Raw genomic sequence first — 14,516 nt, forward strand, 5'->3', positions numbered from 1 at the left:
GTACCCCTCTCTGTCATGCCCCTGACTTCCCCGCACGGAAAGGAAAGGCCATGTCTCCCATCCCCCGCAGGTCCCTTCTCAAGGCGGCCGCCGTCGCCGGAGCCGCCGCGCAGTTCAGCTGGGCGCTGGGCAGCACGAACGCGCAGGCCGCACCCAGAGCCGAGGCCGCGGACGCGGCCCCGGTGACCCTCGACTGGCTGGAGGACGGCGGCCTCGGCGCCGCCCCCGGCTCCACCGTCGGCGTGCCCTGGCCCAAGGGCGCGTACCAGGAGGACCAGACCTTCGCGCTGACGGACGCCGACGGCAAGGCCGTGCCCGTGCAGTCCTGGCCGATCGCGTACTGGCCGGACGGCTCCCTCAAGTGGACCGCGCACGCGGTGAGTTCGGACGCGGGCAAGCTCACGCTCACCGCCGGGGATCCCGCCGCACCCGACAAGAAGGTCACCGTCGACAAGAGCGGCGGCACCATCGACATATCGACCGGGGTCATCACCGCGAAGATCGGCAAGTCCGGCTCGACGCTGGTCAAGTCCGTCACCCGCGGTTCCACCGAGATCGCCAAGAACGGACGCCTCGTCCTGATCCGCCAGCCGGAGATCGAGGACGAGGACCAGGGCGCGGAGAAGTACGAGCGCTTCGAGAGCGCGATCTCCGAGGTCGAGGTCGAGCAGGACGGACCGGTCCGCGCCGTCGTCCGCATCGACGGCAAGCACCGCAGGGGCGACCGGAGCTGGCTGCCCTTCTCGATCCGGCTGTACTTCTACGCGGGCGCCGACTCCTTCCGCATGGTGCACACCATCACCTTCGATGGGACGCAGGACCCGGGAAAGGCGAGCGGCGACTTCATCCGCGGCCTGGGCGTCCGCTTCGCCGTGCCGATGCGGGATGCCGCGTACGACCGGCACATCCGCATCGGCGGCGACGGGACCGGTCTGCTGCGGGAGGCGGTCAAGGGCATCACCGGACTGCGCCGTGACCCGGGCGCGGCCGTGCAGGCGGCGCAGTTCGCGGGGGAGAAACTGCCCGACCCGTCCACCTGGGACCAGCGGGTGACGACACGCCTGCAGTACATCCCCGAGTGGGGCGACTACACCCTCGCCCAGCTCTCCGCCGACGGCTTCACGCTGCGCAAGCGGACGAAGAAGGGGTACGGCTGGATCGGCGCGGGCGGCGGACGGCGCGCGTCGGGCTTCGGTTACGTCGGCGGGCCGAGCGGCGGATTCTCCTTCGGGCTCCGGGACTTCTGGGAGAAGTTCCCCGCGCAGCTCGACATCCGCGACGCCCACACCGACGAGGCCGAGGTCACCCTCTGGCTCTGGTCACCCGAGGCACAGCCCATGGACCTGCGCTTCTACCACGACGGCATGGGCCAGGACACGTACGCCGAACAGCTCGAAGGCCTCAACATCACCTACGAGGACTACGAACCGGGCTTCGGCACCCCGTACGGCATCGCCCGCACCTCCGAACTGCTCTTCTGGGCCAACGAGTCGACGCCCACACCGGAGAAGCTCGCCGAACAGGTTGAAGCCGTCAGGGTGTTGCCGCAGCTCGCCGCTCCGCCCCAGCAGCTCATCAAGGCGAAGGTCTTCGGCCCCGGCCTCTACTCCGAGCCCGACCGCTCGACGCCCGCCAAGGCCAGGATCGAGGACCACCTCGACTTCCTCTTCACCTACTACAAGGACCAGGTGGAGATGCGTCGTTGGTACGGCTTCTGGGACTACGGCGACATCATGCACTCGTACGACCCGGTCAGGCACCAGTGGCGCTACGACGTGGGCGGCTACGCCTGGGACAACTCCGAGCTGTCGCCCGACCTTTGGCTGTGGTTCGCGTACATCCGCAGTGGCCGCGCGGACATCTTCCGCTTCGCCGAGGCGATGACCCGGCACACCGGCGAGGTCGACGTCTACCACCTCGGCCAGTGGGCGGGCCTCGGCACCCGGCACGGCGTCCAGCACTACGCCGACAGCGCCAAGCAGCAGCGCATCGCCAACACCACGTACCGCCGCTACTACTACTTCCTCACCGCGGACGAGCGCGTCGGCGACCTCATGCACGCCAATGTCGACTCCGACGAGACGTTCCTGGTCCTCGACCCGATCCGCAAGATCCGCACCGAGCCGTACACGCCCGACCGGCACGCACTGTCGATCGGCTTCGGCACCGACTGGAGCGGGCTCGTGTCGGCGTGGCTCACCGAGTGGGAGCGCAAGGGCCCGAAGTGGGAGAAGGCCAAGGCGCGCGTGCTGTCGACGATGGAGACCATCGCCGCTCAGCCCAACGGCTTCGTGCAGGGCAGTGGGCTCTACGACCTGGACACCGGCAAGTTCGCGATCGCCACGACACCCGTGGTCGGCGTCTCGCACCTGTCCGCGGTCTTCGGCCTGAACGAACTGTGCGCCGAGCTCATCGACCTCGTCGACATGCCGAAGTTCAAGGACGCGTACCTCGACTACTGCCGCTACTTCAACGCCACCAAGGCCGAACAGGCGGCCCGCTACGGCTCCAACTTCGGCACCCTGCTGCTCTTCCAGGGCCACTCGCGCCTCGACGCGTACGCCGCCGTGCAGACCGGCGACGCGAAGCTCGCCACGCGCGCGTGGAGCAAGTTCTACAACTCCGACGGCTACTCGGAGTCCTCGCCCTGGAAGACGGAGAAGCTGAGCGGCCCGGTCACGCTGGTGCCCGGCAGCGAGGCCAACTGGGTCTACACGAACGACACCGCGTTGTACGGCCTGGCCGCCATCGAGAACCTGGCGCTATTGGGCGACAAGATGCCGTAGGCGCCCAAGCGGCCCCGGGGAAGTGCGGGCACGCCCGGCACGCACCCTCACTGCCCGGGGCCGCTCAGCTCATCCTCCCCAGCACCTCCCGCACTCGCCGCGCGTCGCGGATCCGCTGCTCGTACGTCGCACCCAGCGCGAGCAGCAGCAGACCGGCGAGTGCGGGAGGCACCCAACGGGGGAGCGCGTCGACCACCTGCACGAGGTACGGGGCGAGTTCGTGCAGCGCGTCCAGCGTGAGCACCGTGCCGCCCAGCACGAGCGGCGCCTGGAGGCGGTGCCGGGCGCCCGCCAGGGTGACCAGGAGTGCCGCCGCGCCGAGCAGCAGCGGGCGAAGCCAGTGGGCGTCGCCCCACGCCGCGACGAGGCTCGGCACGAGGGTGATCGACAGGCCCGGCCCGTACGCCGTCCACGACGAGACCGCCGGGTCCTTGCGGCGCCTGAGCGCCCCCACGAGCAGCGCCGGGACGGTCACCGGAAGCGTGTACGCCTCCGGGGAGCCGACCCCCCAGACCGCCAGTCGCACCCAGGTGGCCAGCAAGAACAGGGCGGCGGCCGCGTATCCGACGGACCGCCGGTCCTCCCGTACGGCCGTGCCCGCGGCGATCACTCCGCAGAGGGCCATCAGCAGGGCCAGCATCGGCGGATCGGTGACCGTGAGCCCGATGGCGAGCAGACCCGCGGCGGCTCCGGTGATCTCCACCGGCACGGTCATGGACGAGCCGCCCAGACGCGCCGCGAGGAGGGCCGCGCCGACCGGCACCACGAGGACGAGCAGCGCGGTCTGCTGCGGCTGCCAGCCGAGGGACCCTCCAGCGGCGCAGGCCAGCGCGGTGGCGTACGCCAGGGAGGCGGGCGCCGCGACCGGGCCGAGGCCGGGTCGCCAGGCGGCGGCCGCGAACAGGGCGGCCAGTACGGCGAGGACGGTGAGCGTCGCGCCCTCGGAGGCCAGCGAGAGGAACGCCAGGCTGAGGGAGGTGAGGAGGGCCAGCAGGAGCGGGGCCGTCTGAGGACGCGACGGGCGGGCGTACGCCAGGGCTGCCACGGTCGTGCAGCCCTGCACCAACAGCCCTACGGCATAGGGGAGTTCGAGGATTGCCGGGAGGACGAGCACCGTCGCCCAGATCAGCGTCAGCGCGCAGGTCAGAGCCTGTGGGCGCCAGTCCGTGGCGCGGACCGCCACCACCAGGACTCCGGCGACGAGCGCGAGGACAAGAGGTGCCGTGGCCGCGTCGGCGGGCCAGGGCACGTCGATCGTCACCGCGTCCCGGGCGGTCGCCGGGGCGCCGGACCAGATCTTCTCCGCCCAGCCGACCGGGCCCAGCAGAGCGACGGCGACCAGCGGCAGTGCCCACATCACCGCCAGGGCCTGCACGGAGCCGGAGGCCCACGCGAGGCCGCGCCGCAGCGGCTCCGGAAAGCCGGTGCGCACGACGGCCAACAGGGCGACACCGCACACCAGATAGCCCGGAACCGTCCAGTCGTCGGGCAGCGACGCGCGCAGGACGCCGCCGAGTCCGACGACGGTGATGAGACCGCCCGCGACGGCCGTGCCGGTCGCGACGTTCGGCCTCGGGGTGTGCCACGCCGCCGCCAGGGCGATCGCCGCGGCAAGGAGGAGGAGCGCCGCCGCACGGGCGGCGGCGCTCGGGCCGGAGGCCGTCCAGGACAGCCAACCGGCGGCAAAGGTGCCCCAGCCGCCCATGCCGTACGCGCCGACGGCGGCGACCACACGGAGGGACTTCACGGGCATTCGGAGCGCGACCAGCGTGTCGAAAGCGGCCGTCACCAGCAGCGCGGCCGTGACGGTGCGGGCACCCGCGTCCGCCGCCACCGCCATGAGGAGCAGCGGGAGCTGGGCCGTGGCCAGGGCGGCGGGGAGCGGGAGCCGCAGGCCGTTGGCAGTGGCGGTGGCCGGGCGGGGCAGCCGCAGACCCGTGGTGGTGGCCGGGCGGCGCAGCCGTAGGCCCGTGGTGGCGAGGGGACTGGGCAGTCCGCCCAGCGCGAGGCCGTACGCCGTCCACACCACGGCCAGCACCGCCGACGCGATCGCCGCGTACCCGAGGCCGTCGGTGTCCGGCAGCGCGACCTCGTGCAGCGCGTAGACATCCAGCACCGTCAGCGCGAGGCCGAGCCCCGCCACCGACTCGGCGGTCGAGCGCAGCCCCCGCCCGAGGAGGAGCGCGGGCGTGCCGAGCGCGGCCAGCGTCACCGCGCCGAGGACCAGGGCCCGCCCGGCGATCCCCAGGTGCCCCCAGCTGACGACCGTGAACGCGACGGCGGCCACGGTCAGCAGGATGCCGCCGAGCAGCAGGAGTACGTTCTGCACGCCGGGTGCCGTGGTCTCGGGCCGGCGCGCGGGGGCGGCCTGCGGGCCGTGCGGCCCGGGCGGCGGCTGGAGGGTGGTGATCAGCCAGGCGCGGCGGGCCAGCAATATGGCCCGGCGCGCGTCGAGTTGCCGCAGCTCGGCGTCGAGGAGCCGCAACTCCTCGGCCGGGGGCGGAATGTGGGTCATGCTCCGGAGTGTGGTCCCGGTCACGTTCGTCGGCATGAGTGCGCGTACTCATGCCGTACTCAGATCCGCGGACGGGCACACTCGGTACATGGACTGGAGCCATTACCGCTTCCGCAGCGTGTGGGATCTGCCCGCCCCGCCCGCCGACGTGTACGTCGTGCTGGAGCAGGCCGAGAACTACCCCCTGTGGTGGCCCCAGGTGCGCGAGGTCACCCGGATCGACGAACGCAGCGGCGTCTTCCGGATCCGCTCGGTCCTTCCGTACGACATGACGTTCACGGGCCGGGAGGTGCGCCGCGACCCGGCGGGTGGCGTCCTGGAGATCGCGATGTCCGGCGACATCGACGGCTGGGCCCGCTGGACACTCACCGCGGACGGGCCGGGCACCCGCGCCCAGTACGACCAGGAGGTCGACGTCGGCAAGCCGCTACTGCGGCGCCTCGCGGTCCCGGGACGGCCCGTCTTCCGTGCCAACCACGCCCTGATGATGCGAGCGGGGCGGCGCGGACTCAGGGCCTACCTGGAAGCGGTTTGAACGAGACCCGCCGAGACCTGTATGGTTCAGTGCGTTCCCGGGCGATTAGCTCAGTGGGAGAGCGCTTCGTTCACACCGAAGAGGTCACTGGTTCGAACCCAGTATCGCCCACCCGGAGAAAGCCGGTCCGTCACAGACGGACCGGTTTTTCTGTGTACGAAGGCCTGTGCTCAGGCCGCGGCCGGCAGGTCCGGCCGCAGCGGCCACGCCGGATCCACCGCCTCCTCCGAGCCGCTGCGTGCGAACCACGCCTGCAGACCGCGCGCCTGTGCCGCGTGCCACACCGCCTGCAGTGTGTGCAGCTCGGCCGGGGAGAGCCGCTCCAGGCGGGCCGCGAAACGGCGCCCCACCGCGCGTACGACATCCATCGCGGCCAGCGCGTCGGCCGCCGCGTCGTGCGCGCCCTCCAGGACCACGTCGTAGTGCGCGCACAGATCGGTGAGGGTGCGGCGGCCCTTGCGGTAGCGGTCCAGATGCTTGTCGAGGACCCGGGGATCGAGCACGCGCAGCGGCGTCGACTCGAACCAGTGGTCCAGCGAGGAGGCGCGGTGACGGCGCAACTCCCGGTCCAGGAGGGTCAGATCGAACGGCGCGTTCATCACGACGAGCGGGCGGCCCGCCGCGGCCTGTTCGTGCAGCTCCCGGGCTATCTCCTCCATCACCGGCGACGGCCAGCGGCCGTTGCGCTGCAGATGCTCCTCCGTCAGCCCGTGCACCGCCGTCGCCCCTTCGGGCACCGGCACTCCCGGGTTCACCAGCCATCGGGTCACCCGCGGACGGGAGCCCGGGGCGTCCTGGACGACGACGGCGGCCGACACGATCCGGTCGGTCTCGACGTCCACGCCCGTGGTCTCCGTGTCGAACGCGGCCAAGGGGCCCTCGTACCAGCAGGTCATACGTACACAACTCCTCGTTCACCCACGGCAGCTGACGTACCGTCTTCTGCCCGTTTGGTGATACCCGGGCTGTTTGCGCCGTACGCCGACAGGAGACAACAGAGGTACGGGTCTTTGCAGTTCAGCGGCCCGTCGCGGGGATTCACTTGGTTTGGAAGGCTGTTGGACTCATGGCACTCGCGCAGCCCGAACGGGGCGGGCTGCTGCCCCAGCGGACGGCACCCCATCGCGGCACACTCGCCACCACCGCCTGCATGGAGACCTTGCAGGTCGGCTATCTGCACGCCGTCGCGGCAGCCGCCGGCTGCTCGCTGTCCCAGCCCTTTCCCGACAACGGCATCGACTGGCACGTCAGCCACAGCGCCCCCGGGCACACGGTCGACGACGAAGTCACCATCAAGGTGCAGCTCAAGTGCACGTACCAGATCCCGCCCAACCCGCCGGGGCCCGCCTTCTCCTTCACGCTCGACAACGAGCACCTGGCGAAGCTCGCCCGCACCCCGGTCTCGGTGCACAAGATCCTGGTCGTGATGCTCGTGCCCAGGTCCCAGGACGACTGGCTGCGCGCCAGCCACGACCGGCTCGACCTGCGGCACTGCTGCTACTGGATCAACCTCGCCGGGCACGCCATCACCGGCCGGCGCAGGACCACCGTGCGCATACCGACAGCCCGGATCTTCGACGACCGGGCGCTCTGCGAGATCATGACGCGGGTCGGGACGGGAGGCAGACCATGACGCACCGCCCGATCGACGAAGTCCTGCGGCCGGTGCGGCCGCATCCGGCCGAGGCGCTGTGGAGCCGGCCGCCCGAGCCTGGCCAAGTCGACCCCGCCGTGCTCAGCGCCCTGCTGCACCGGCACGGCTGGCAGCGGCGCGGCGGAGCCGCGGGACGGTACGGCCGGTGGACCCCACCCGGGCCCGGTGGCGGCGGCACCAGCCTGCTGGTGCCGGAGAACCGGGCCTTCCCCGACAGCGACGACCTCCTCGGCGAGGCCCTCGTGGCGCTCTCCCGCAGCGCCTCGCCGTCCGCGCGCGACGTGCTGGTCGCGCTCGCCGTGCCCAGCGACGAGATCCGCTGGTGGCGGGACGTCCCGACCGGTCCCGTGGGCGCCGCGCCCTGGACCGTCGAGGAGCAGCTGCGCGCCGCCGCCCGCCAGATGCTGCTCGCGGGCGCGCTGGCCACGCGCGCGCGTGCCGGCTATTACGGCGCCCGGCACCGCAGGTCCGCCGCCGCCTCCCTGGAAAACGTGCTGGTCGGCGCCGAACCCGGCGGACGCCGGCTCACCGCCTTCGTACCCGTCGACACCGGGCGGCCGCTCGCCATCCGCCTGCACCAGGCCTTGTACGCCGCCCGCGAGGCCATCGACTACCAGCGGGCCACCGGCGGCATGGACGCCTTCGACGCGGCCGTCGAGGCGGGCGTCAGCCATGAGCTCCTGGAGGCCGTGGTGGCCCTCGTGCGCGGCACCGAGGGTGCTCGGATCGCCGTCGAGTGGGCGCCCGCCGCCGGGGTCCCCGAGGGCTGTGCCACGCCCGCCGAGCCCGTCGAGTTCTCACCCGGCGACCTGCCCGTCCTGCGCGAGGCCGGGGCCCGCTATCTGCGCGAGGAGCCGTCCGTGCCGGTCCGGATCACGGGTGCTGTGGTGCGGATGCGCAGGTCGGGGCCGCGCGGCGAGGGCACCGTACGGCTGCGGGTCATCGCGGGCGCCGAGGTCCCGCACGTCCGCATGACGCTCGACGAGGAGGCGTACCGGATAGCGGGCCATGCCCACCTCGTCGGACTGCCGGTCCGGGTGCACGGACGGCTGGAGAGCCGAGGGGGTTTCCGTCGCCTCACCGACGCCTCCGGGGTCGTACCCGTGCAGGTGGACGAGGCCGAGCGGGACCGGCTGATGAAGTCGCTCCAGGAGAACCTGGACTTCTTCGAGGAGGCATGCAGCGGCGACTGAGACGGGTGGTGGTTATCCGTTTCGCGAAGGGGACCCCGGGCTCGGTACGATCGCGTCTATTACGTACGCAAGAGAAGATGCGCGCGTCCCCTTCAGTCAGGAGAGTCCGGTGTCAGACGTCCGTGTGATCATCCAACGCGATTCCGAGCGGGAAGAGCGCGTGGTGACGACGGGCACTACGGCCGCCGACCTTTTCGCCGGTGAGCGCACCATCGTCGCGGCCCGTGTGGGCGGCGAGCTGAAGGACCTCGCGTACGAGGTGAAGGACGGCGAGTCCGTCGAGGGCGTGGAGATCTCCTCCGAGGACGGCCTGAACATCCTGCGCCACTCCACCGCGCACGTCATGGCCCAGGCCGTGCAGGAGCTCTTCCCCGAGGCCAAGCTGGGCATCGGCCCGCCGGTCAAGGACGGCTTCTACTACGACTTCGATGTCGCCGAGCCGTTCACGCCCGACGACATCAAGCGCATCGAGAAGAAGATGCAGGAGATCCAGAAGCGCGGGCAGAAGTTCGCGCGCCGGGTCACCACCGACGAGGCCGCCCGCGAGGAGCTGGCCGACGAGCCGTACAAGCTGGAGCTCATCGGCCTCAAGGGCAACGCCGCGCAGGCCGCCGAGGGCGCCGACGCCGAGGTCGGCGGCGGCGAGCTGACGATCTACGACAACCTCGACGCCAAGACCGGCGAGCTGTGCTGGAAGGACCTCTGCCGCGGTCCCCACCTGCCCACCACCCGGAACATCCCGGCGTTCAAGCTGATGCGCTCGGCCGCCGCGTACTGGCGGGGCAGTGAGAAGAACCCGCAGCTCCAGCGCATCTACGGCACCGCCTGGCCGACCAAGGACGAGCTGAAGGCGTACCTGGACTTCCTTATCGAGGCGGAGAAGCGCGACCACCGCAAGCTCGGCGCCGAGCTGGATCTCTTCTCCATCCCGGAGGAGCTGGGCTCCGGCCTCGCGGTCTTCCACCCCAAGGGCGGCATCGTCCGCCGCGAGATGGAGACGTACTCGCGCAAGCGCCACGAGGACGCGGCCTACGAGTTCGTGAACACCCCGCACATCTCGAAGGAAAACCTCTTCGTGACCTCGGGGCACCTGCCGAACTACGCGGACGCGATGTTCCCGCCGCTGGAGTTCGACGGGCAGAACTACCGCCTCAAGGCGATGAACTGCCCCATGCACAACCTGATCTTCAAGGCGCGCGGTCGTTCCTACCGTGAACTGCCGCTGCGGCTCTTCGAGTTCGGCACGGTGTACCGCTACGAGAAGTCGGGCGTCGTGCACGGCCTCACCCGCGCCCGCGGCTTCACGCAGGACGACTCGCACATCTACTGCACCAAGGACCAGATGGCGAGCGAGCTGGACTCGCTGCTCACCTTCGTCCTGGACCTGCTGCGCGACTACGGCCTGAACGACTTCGAGCTGGAGCTGTCCACCCGCGACGAATCCCCGAAGTTCATCGGTGAGCACGCGGAGTGGGAGGAGGCCACCGACGCGCTGCGCCAGGCGGCCGAGAAGCAGGGCCTCCCGCTGGTTCCCGACCCGGGCGGCGCCGCGTACTACGGCCCGAAGATCTCCGTCCAGGCCAAGGACGCCATCGGCCGCTCCTGGCAGATGTCCACCATCCAGGTCGACTTCCAGCAGCCCAAGCGGTTCAACCTGGAGTACACGGCCGCGGACGGCTCCAAGCAGCAGCCGGTCATGATCCACCGCGCGCTGTTCGGCTCCATCGAGCGATTCTTCGCCGTGCTCCTGGAGCACTACGCGGGCGCGTTCCCGGCCTGGCTGGCGCCCGTCCAGGCGATCGGCATTCCGATCGGCGACGCGCACGTGCCGTACCTGGCCGAGTTCGCGAAGAAGGCCAAGGCGGCCGGTCTGCGCGTCGAGGTCGACGCGTCCTCCGACCGCATGCAGAAGAAGATCCGTAACGCGCAGAAGCAGAAGGTGCCCTTCATGGTCATCGCGGGCGACGAGGACATGACGGCCGGCGCCGTCTCCTTCCGCTACCGCGACGGCTCGCAGGAGAACGGCATCCCGGTCGACGAGGCGATCGACAAGATCGTGAAGATCGTCCAGGAGCGGGCGCAGGTCTGAAGCGGATAGTTCCGACGCGTACGGCGATTTTCTGACACGTACGTTACCGAAGGCCCCTGGAGAGCTCAGCTCCCCGGGGGCCTTTCGTCGCCCTCCCGCGAGAACACCTGAAGCAGCCACGACGAGAACGACCCCGTCACCGCGCCGAGGAGCGCGAGCCCGCAGGCCATCATTCCCACCGCGATAGTGCGCCCCCAGGGCGTCACCGGCACGACATCCCCGTATCCGACCGTCGCGAGCGTGGCGCACGCCCACCAGACCGCGTCCCCGAAGGTGCGAATCGATGCGCCCGGCGCCGCACGTTCCTGCTGGTAGACGGCGAGGGCGCCGGAGAAGCCGAGCAGCAGGGCCGACAGCCCTGCGTAGGAGATCACACGCGCCTGCAGGGTGAGCCGCGGCTCCCCACGGCGGCGCAGTACGGCCTCGTAGAGCCTGACGACGCGCAGCGGGCGCAGCAGGGGCAGGGCGAGCACCAGAGTGTCCACCAAGTGTGTCCTTACGAACCGGGGGCCCTGTCCGCTCAGCCGCCAGCGCGCCGCGTAGTCGATGGCGAAGATCGCCCAGGCGCCCAGCATCGCCGTCACGCAGGCGTCCCGCCAGGAGGCGGCCAGACCCTGGCCCAGGACCAGGACCGCGTACGAGGCGAGAAACACCAGGGAGGCCACGGCGAGCAGCATCTCGGTGCGCCGTTCCCAGCGGGCCTGTGGGCTGTCGTCGTCCATCGCCCCAGCTTGGCCGCGGCCCCTTTTGTGCGACACCCGCCGACACGCCGCGAACGGGCGAAGCCATATGCTGCACATCATGACGAGTGAGCCGGAGCAGCAGATCGGAGTGGGAACGCAGGACGCGTTCCAGCGCTTGTGGACGCCCCATCGGATGGCTTACATCCAGGGCGAGAACAAGCCCACCGGCCCGGGGGCCGACGACGGCTGTCCCTTCTGCGCGATCCCGGCCAAGTCCGACGAGGACGGGCTGATCGTGAGGCGCGGCGAGCAGGTGTACGCGGTGCTCAACCTCTACCCGTACAACGGCGGCCACCTCATGGTCGTGCCCTACCGCCACGTCGCCGACTACACCGACCTGACCGACCCGGAGACCGCCGAACTCGGCGAGCTGACCAAGCAGGCCATGACCGCGCTCCGGACCGCCTCGGGCGCGCACGGCTTCAACATCGGCATGAACCAGGGCACGGTAGCGGGCGCCGGCATCGCCGCCCACCTCCACCAGCACATCGTCCCCCGCTGGGGCGGCGACACGAACTTCATGCCGGTCGTGGGCCACACCAAGGTCCTGCCCCAGCTCCTGGCGGACACCCGCAAGATGCTGGCAGAGGCCTGGCCAACGACCTGAGACGTCGGGTCGCACCCCCACCACCGACGCACGCCCCACGCCGCAAACGCACCCGCAGCCGTGGACGCACGGAGGGGGCCGTGCCGCATCCGCCCGTCGCAGAGCGGGCGGATGCGCAACCCGCACCCGCCAACGCACGCTCCAGGCCCCACGTACCCGCAGTCGTGGACGCACGGAGGGGGCCGCGCCGCAAACGCACCTGCAGCCGTGCACGCACGGAAGGGGCCGCGCCGCAAACGCACCTGCAGCCGTGGACGCATGGAAGGGGCCGCGCCGCAAACGCACCTGCAGCCGTGGACGCATGGAAGGGGCCGCGCCGCAAACGCACCCGCAGCCGTGGACGCACGGAAGGGGCCGCGCCGCAAACGCACCTGCAGCCGTGCACGCACGGAAGGGGCCGCGCCGGTACATCGGCCCGTCGCAGACGTCGCAACCACCGTGCTGAGCATGTAACCCTGCAGACGCGCCACCGCGCGACGGGCGGATGTACCGGCACGGCCCCGCCCCACCCCCCACCGGCAGGCGACCGCGCCCCCGCCGGCAAGGCGCTACGCGTCGTACAGGTCCGCCTTCCGGGGCATCGGGTCCTGGACCGCCGTGCTGAGGAACGCCGAGCGGTTGCCGAACTTCTCGGTGTCGACGCCGTTCTCCTCCAGCACCCTGATCGCCGCGGCGTGCACCACGCGCAGGACGGGCGTCGCGGCGCGCAGCGCGTCGTCCGCCATGAAACGGTGCCGCCACGGCTGATCGGCCCAGGCGTGCCGCAGCCCGAAGGGCTCGGGGAGCGCCAGGGTCCCGCCGAGCCAGTTGAGGAACGGCGGATACCAGGTGAAGGGAGCGCGCGCCGTGAGACGCACGACCTCGTCCGTGGTGACCAGCGGCAGACTCACCTTGCGGGTCTCCCAGAACTTCACCGCCTTGGCGACCTCCTTCGTCGGGGCCTCCGGCTTGGTGGTGAAGAGCGGGTTCACCGGGCCGAGAGCATGCCCGGTGACCTCGATGCGCAGCGTCTCGTGCAGCACGGTCACGGTGATCAGCATGGTGATGATCAACTGGCCGTCCCAGAGCGTCCACTGGACCCCGAGATAGTGCCGGTCCCCGCTGCCGAACTGCTGCTTGTTGCAGATGTCCTGTATGGCGTGGGTCTTGACCGTGTACGCGTCCACGTCCGTACCGCCCGGCCGGGACACCGCCTTCGCGTTCTCACCGATCGGCGTGACGATCCAGTGCTTGATCGAAGGGGCCGGAAAACCACCGGTGTTGAGCGGACCGCGCTCCAGCATGCGCAGCTGGTCGTGGATGGACCGTATGACGTCCCAGCTGCGGAAGGGGTGGATCTCCTTGTCCGCGTCGCGCGGCACCAGGTCCTCCGCGAGCTGCCAGCTGCCCCAGCGGGTGCCCATGCCGAGTATGCCCTTGGGGCCGGCGTAGAAGACCGAGTTGGACTGCTGCTCGGCGGTGAGCCGGGCGAGGGACTGGCGCAGCCGCTCGGCGGCCGTCTCACCAGGGCTGCCGGGCACCGCCTCGGGGATCTTGGCGCCGATGCCGCCGCCGGACAGCAGGCTGTCCCAGCGGTCGCGCAGGTCCTTCGCGGTACGCTCGCAGATCTGCTTGGCCCAGAGCCAGCCGACGACGGGGATGACGATCGCCGCGCGCGCGTACCAGGCATAGAAGCCCGTGAACGGCATGCGGATGAGGAAGATCACGGCGAGGGCGCCGACGGCGACGAGGAGCGCGGTGGCGAGGGCGGAGGCTCGCTTGTCCTCACGCTTGGCGATCTGGGTACGGATCTGGAAGACCAGCAGCCAGACCAGGAGCCCGGGCAGGAACAGCAGCCCGCACAGCACCATCACGGCCGACAGCCAGTTGTCGCGCTCCCTGCGGATGCGGTTCGCCGCCAGGCAGTGCTCCACGATGACCTGCGGCTCGGTGCCGAAGGACTGGATGAGCGGCTTGCGGCCGGCACCCAGCATGCGGTCCGTCACGGCCCGCGCGAACGCCTCGCCCAGGTTCGGCGCGAACAGCTTTATCTTCCCGGCCTTGACGGTCGACTGGTGCCACTCGTTGTCGGCCTTGAGGATCTCCTCGACCCCGTTGTCCCGGTACGCCGCCGAGGCCAGCGCGAAGGTCGCCGCAGTCTGCCCCGCGGAGCCCGACAGCGGCACCTGTGCCCCGGGAGTGAAATCGAAACCGTCGAACGCCACTTCCGCCCCCATCGCCGCCGCACCCGCTCCTGCGGCTTTCCCGACTTCCCTGCCCCGCACACCTGTTGATCAGGTCATCGTCTTGATCAGGTTCTCAGAGTATCGGCCGCGACCGACATTCGTCGGCGGACGACCGAAGCCGCCCGCCCACGAGTGAAGGACGAATGAAGACCGAACCGTCAGGCGTCCG

Annotated in this window: 10 protein-coding genes and 1 tRNA gene; 7 read left to right on the top strand and 4 right to left on the bottom strand. The window is 70.9% G+C overall.

Features of this window, described 5'->3' with window-relative positions; translation table 11 throughout:
• The first annotated feature begins 50 nt into the window (after positions 1 to 50).
• Entirely contained in the window at positions 51 to 2,786 is a 2,736-nt protein-coding gene (locus ACFY0T_RS14270; RefSeq protein WP_388868954.1) for a Tat pathway signal sequence domain protein, read from the top strand.
• Between the two features lie 64 nt (positions 2,787 to 2,850).
• On the opposite strand, the gene ACFY0T_RS14275 is transcribed toward ACFY0T_RS14270, so the two are convergent.
• Positions 2,851 to 5,301 carry an SCO7613 C-terminal domain-containing membrane protein gene (locus tag ACFY0T_RS14275; protein ID WP_388868957.1) on the bottom strand — a complete coding sequence of 817 codons (2,451 nt, stop codon included), beginning with the start codon at positions 5,299 to 5,301 and terminating at the stop codon, positions 2,851 to 2,853.
• A gap of 88 nt (positions 5,302 to 5,389) precedes the next feature.
• On the opposite strand from ACFY0T_RS14275, the gene ACFY0T_RS14280 reads away from it, so the two are divergent.
• Both ACFY0T_RS14280 and ACFY0T_RS14285 read left to right on the top strand, forming a co-directional pair.
• Positions 5,390 to 5,836 (top strand): SRPBCC family protein, encoded by a 447-nt coding sequence (locus ACFY0T_RS14280; protein ID WP_388868960.1) that lies wholly within the window; start codon positions 5,390 to 5,392, stop codon positions 5,834 to 5,836.
• Between the two features lie 39 nt (positions 5,837 to 5,875).
• Positions 5,876 to 5,947: transfer RNA gene (locus ACFY0T_RS14285), tRNA-Val, on the top strand.
• 59 nt (positions 5,948 to 6,006) lie between these two features.
• Here the strand turns inward: ACFY0T_RS14285 and ACFY0T_RS14290 are convergent.
• Complete coding sequence (locus ACFY0T_RS14290; RefSeq protein ID WP_388868963.1) at positions 6,007 to 6,732, bottom strand: 3'-5' exonuclease; 726 nt, start codon at positions 6,730 to 6,732, stop codon at positions 6,007 to 6,009.
• 170 nt (positions 6,733 to 6,902) lie between these two features.
• Here ACFY0T_RS14290 and ACFY0T_RS14295 point away from each other — a divergent pair, with 170 nt between their 5' ends.
• The 3 genes from ACFY0T_RS14295 to thrS all read left to right on the top strand — a co-directional run bounded on the left by ACFY0T_RS14295 (position 6,903) and on the right by thrS (position 10,772).
• Entirely contained in the window at positions 6,903 to 7,469 is a 567-nt protein-coding gene (locus tag ACFY0T_RS14295; RefSeq protein WP_388868966.1) for a DUF4365 domain-containing protein, read from the top strand.
• A complete protein-coding gene (locus ACFY0T_RS14300; protein ID WP_388868968.1) occupies positions 7,466 to 8,683 on the top strand; it encodes a hypothetical protein in 1,218 nt (405 codons plus the stop codon). Before ACFY0T_RS14295 ends, ACFY0T_RS14300 begins: the two co-directional genes overlap by 4 nt.
• 109 nt (positions 8,684 to 8,792) lie before the next feature.
• Complete coding sequence (gene thrS / locus ACFY0T_RS14305; protein ID WP_388868970.1) at positions 8,793 to 10,772, top strand: threonine--tRNA ligase; 1,980 nt, start codon at positions 8,793 to 8,795, stop codon at positions 10,770 to 10,772.
• Positions 10,773 to 10,837: 65 nt separating this feature from the next.
• On the opposite strand, the gene ACFY0T_RS14310 is transcribed toward thrS, so the two are convergent.
• Positions 10,838 to 11,494, bottom strand: a complete 657-nt coding sequence (locus tag ACFY0T_RS14310; protein WP_388868973.1) for a potassium channel family protein — start codon at positions 11,492 to 11,494, stop codon at positions 10,838 to 10,840.
• A 67-nt stretch (positions 11,495 to 11,561) separates the two neighbouring features.
• Between ACFY0T_RS14310 and ACFY0T_RS14315 the strand changes: the two genes are divergently transcribed.
• Entirely contained in the window at positions 11,562 to 12,122 is a 561-nt protein-coding gene (locus ACFY0T_RS14315) for an HIT family protein (RefSeq protein ID WP_388868975.1), read from the top strand.
• Between the two features lie 548 nt (positions 12,123 to 12,670).
• On the opposite strand, the gene ACFY0T_RS14320 is transcribed toward ACFY0T_RS14315, so the two are convergent.
• On the bottom strand, positions 12,671 to 14,338 hold the full coding sequence (locus tag ACFY0T_RS14320) for a hypothetical protein (RefSeq protein WP_388868978.1): 1,668 nt from the start codon (positions 14,336 to 14,338) through the stop codon (positions 12,671 to 12,673).
• Positions 14,339 to 14,516: the final 178 nt, after the last annotated feature.

Origin of the sequence: Streptomyces sp. NPDC001530 (assembly GCF_042894545.1) — a bacterium.
GTDB lineage: Bacteria > Actinomycetota > Actinomycetes > Streptomycetales > Streptomycetaceae > Streptomyces.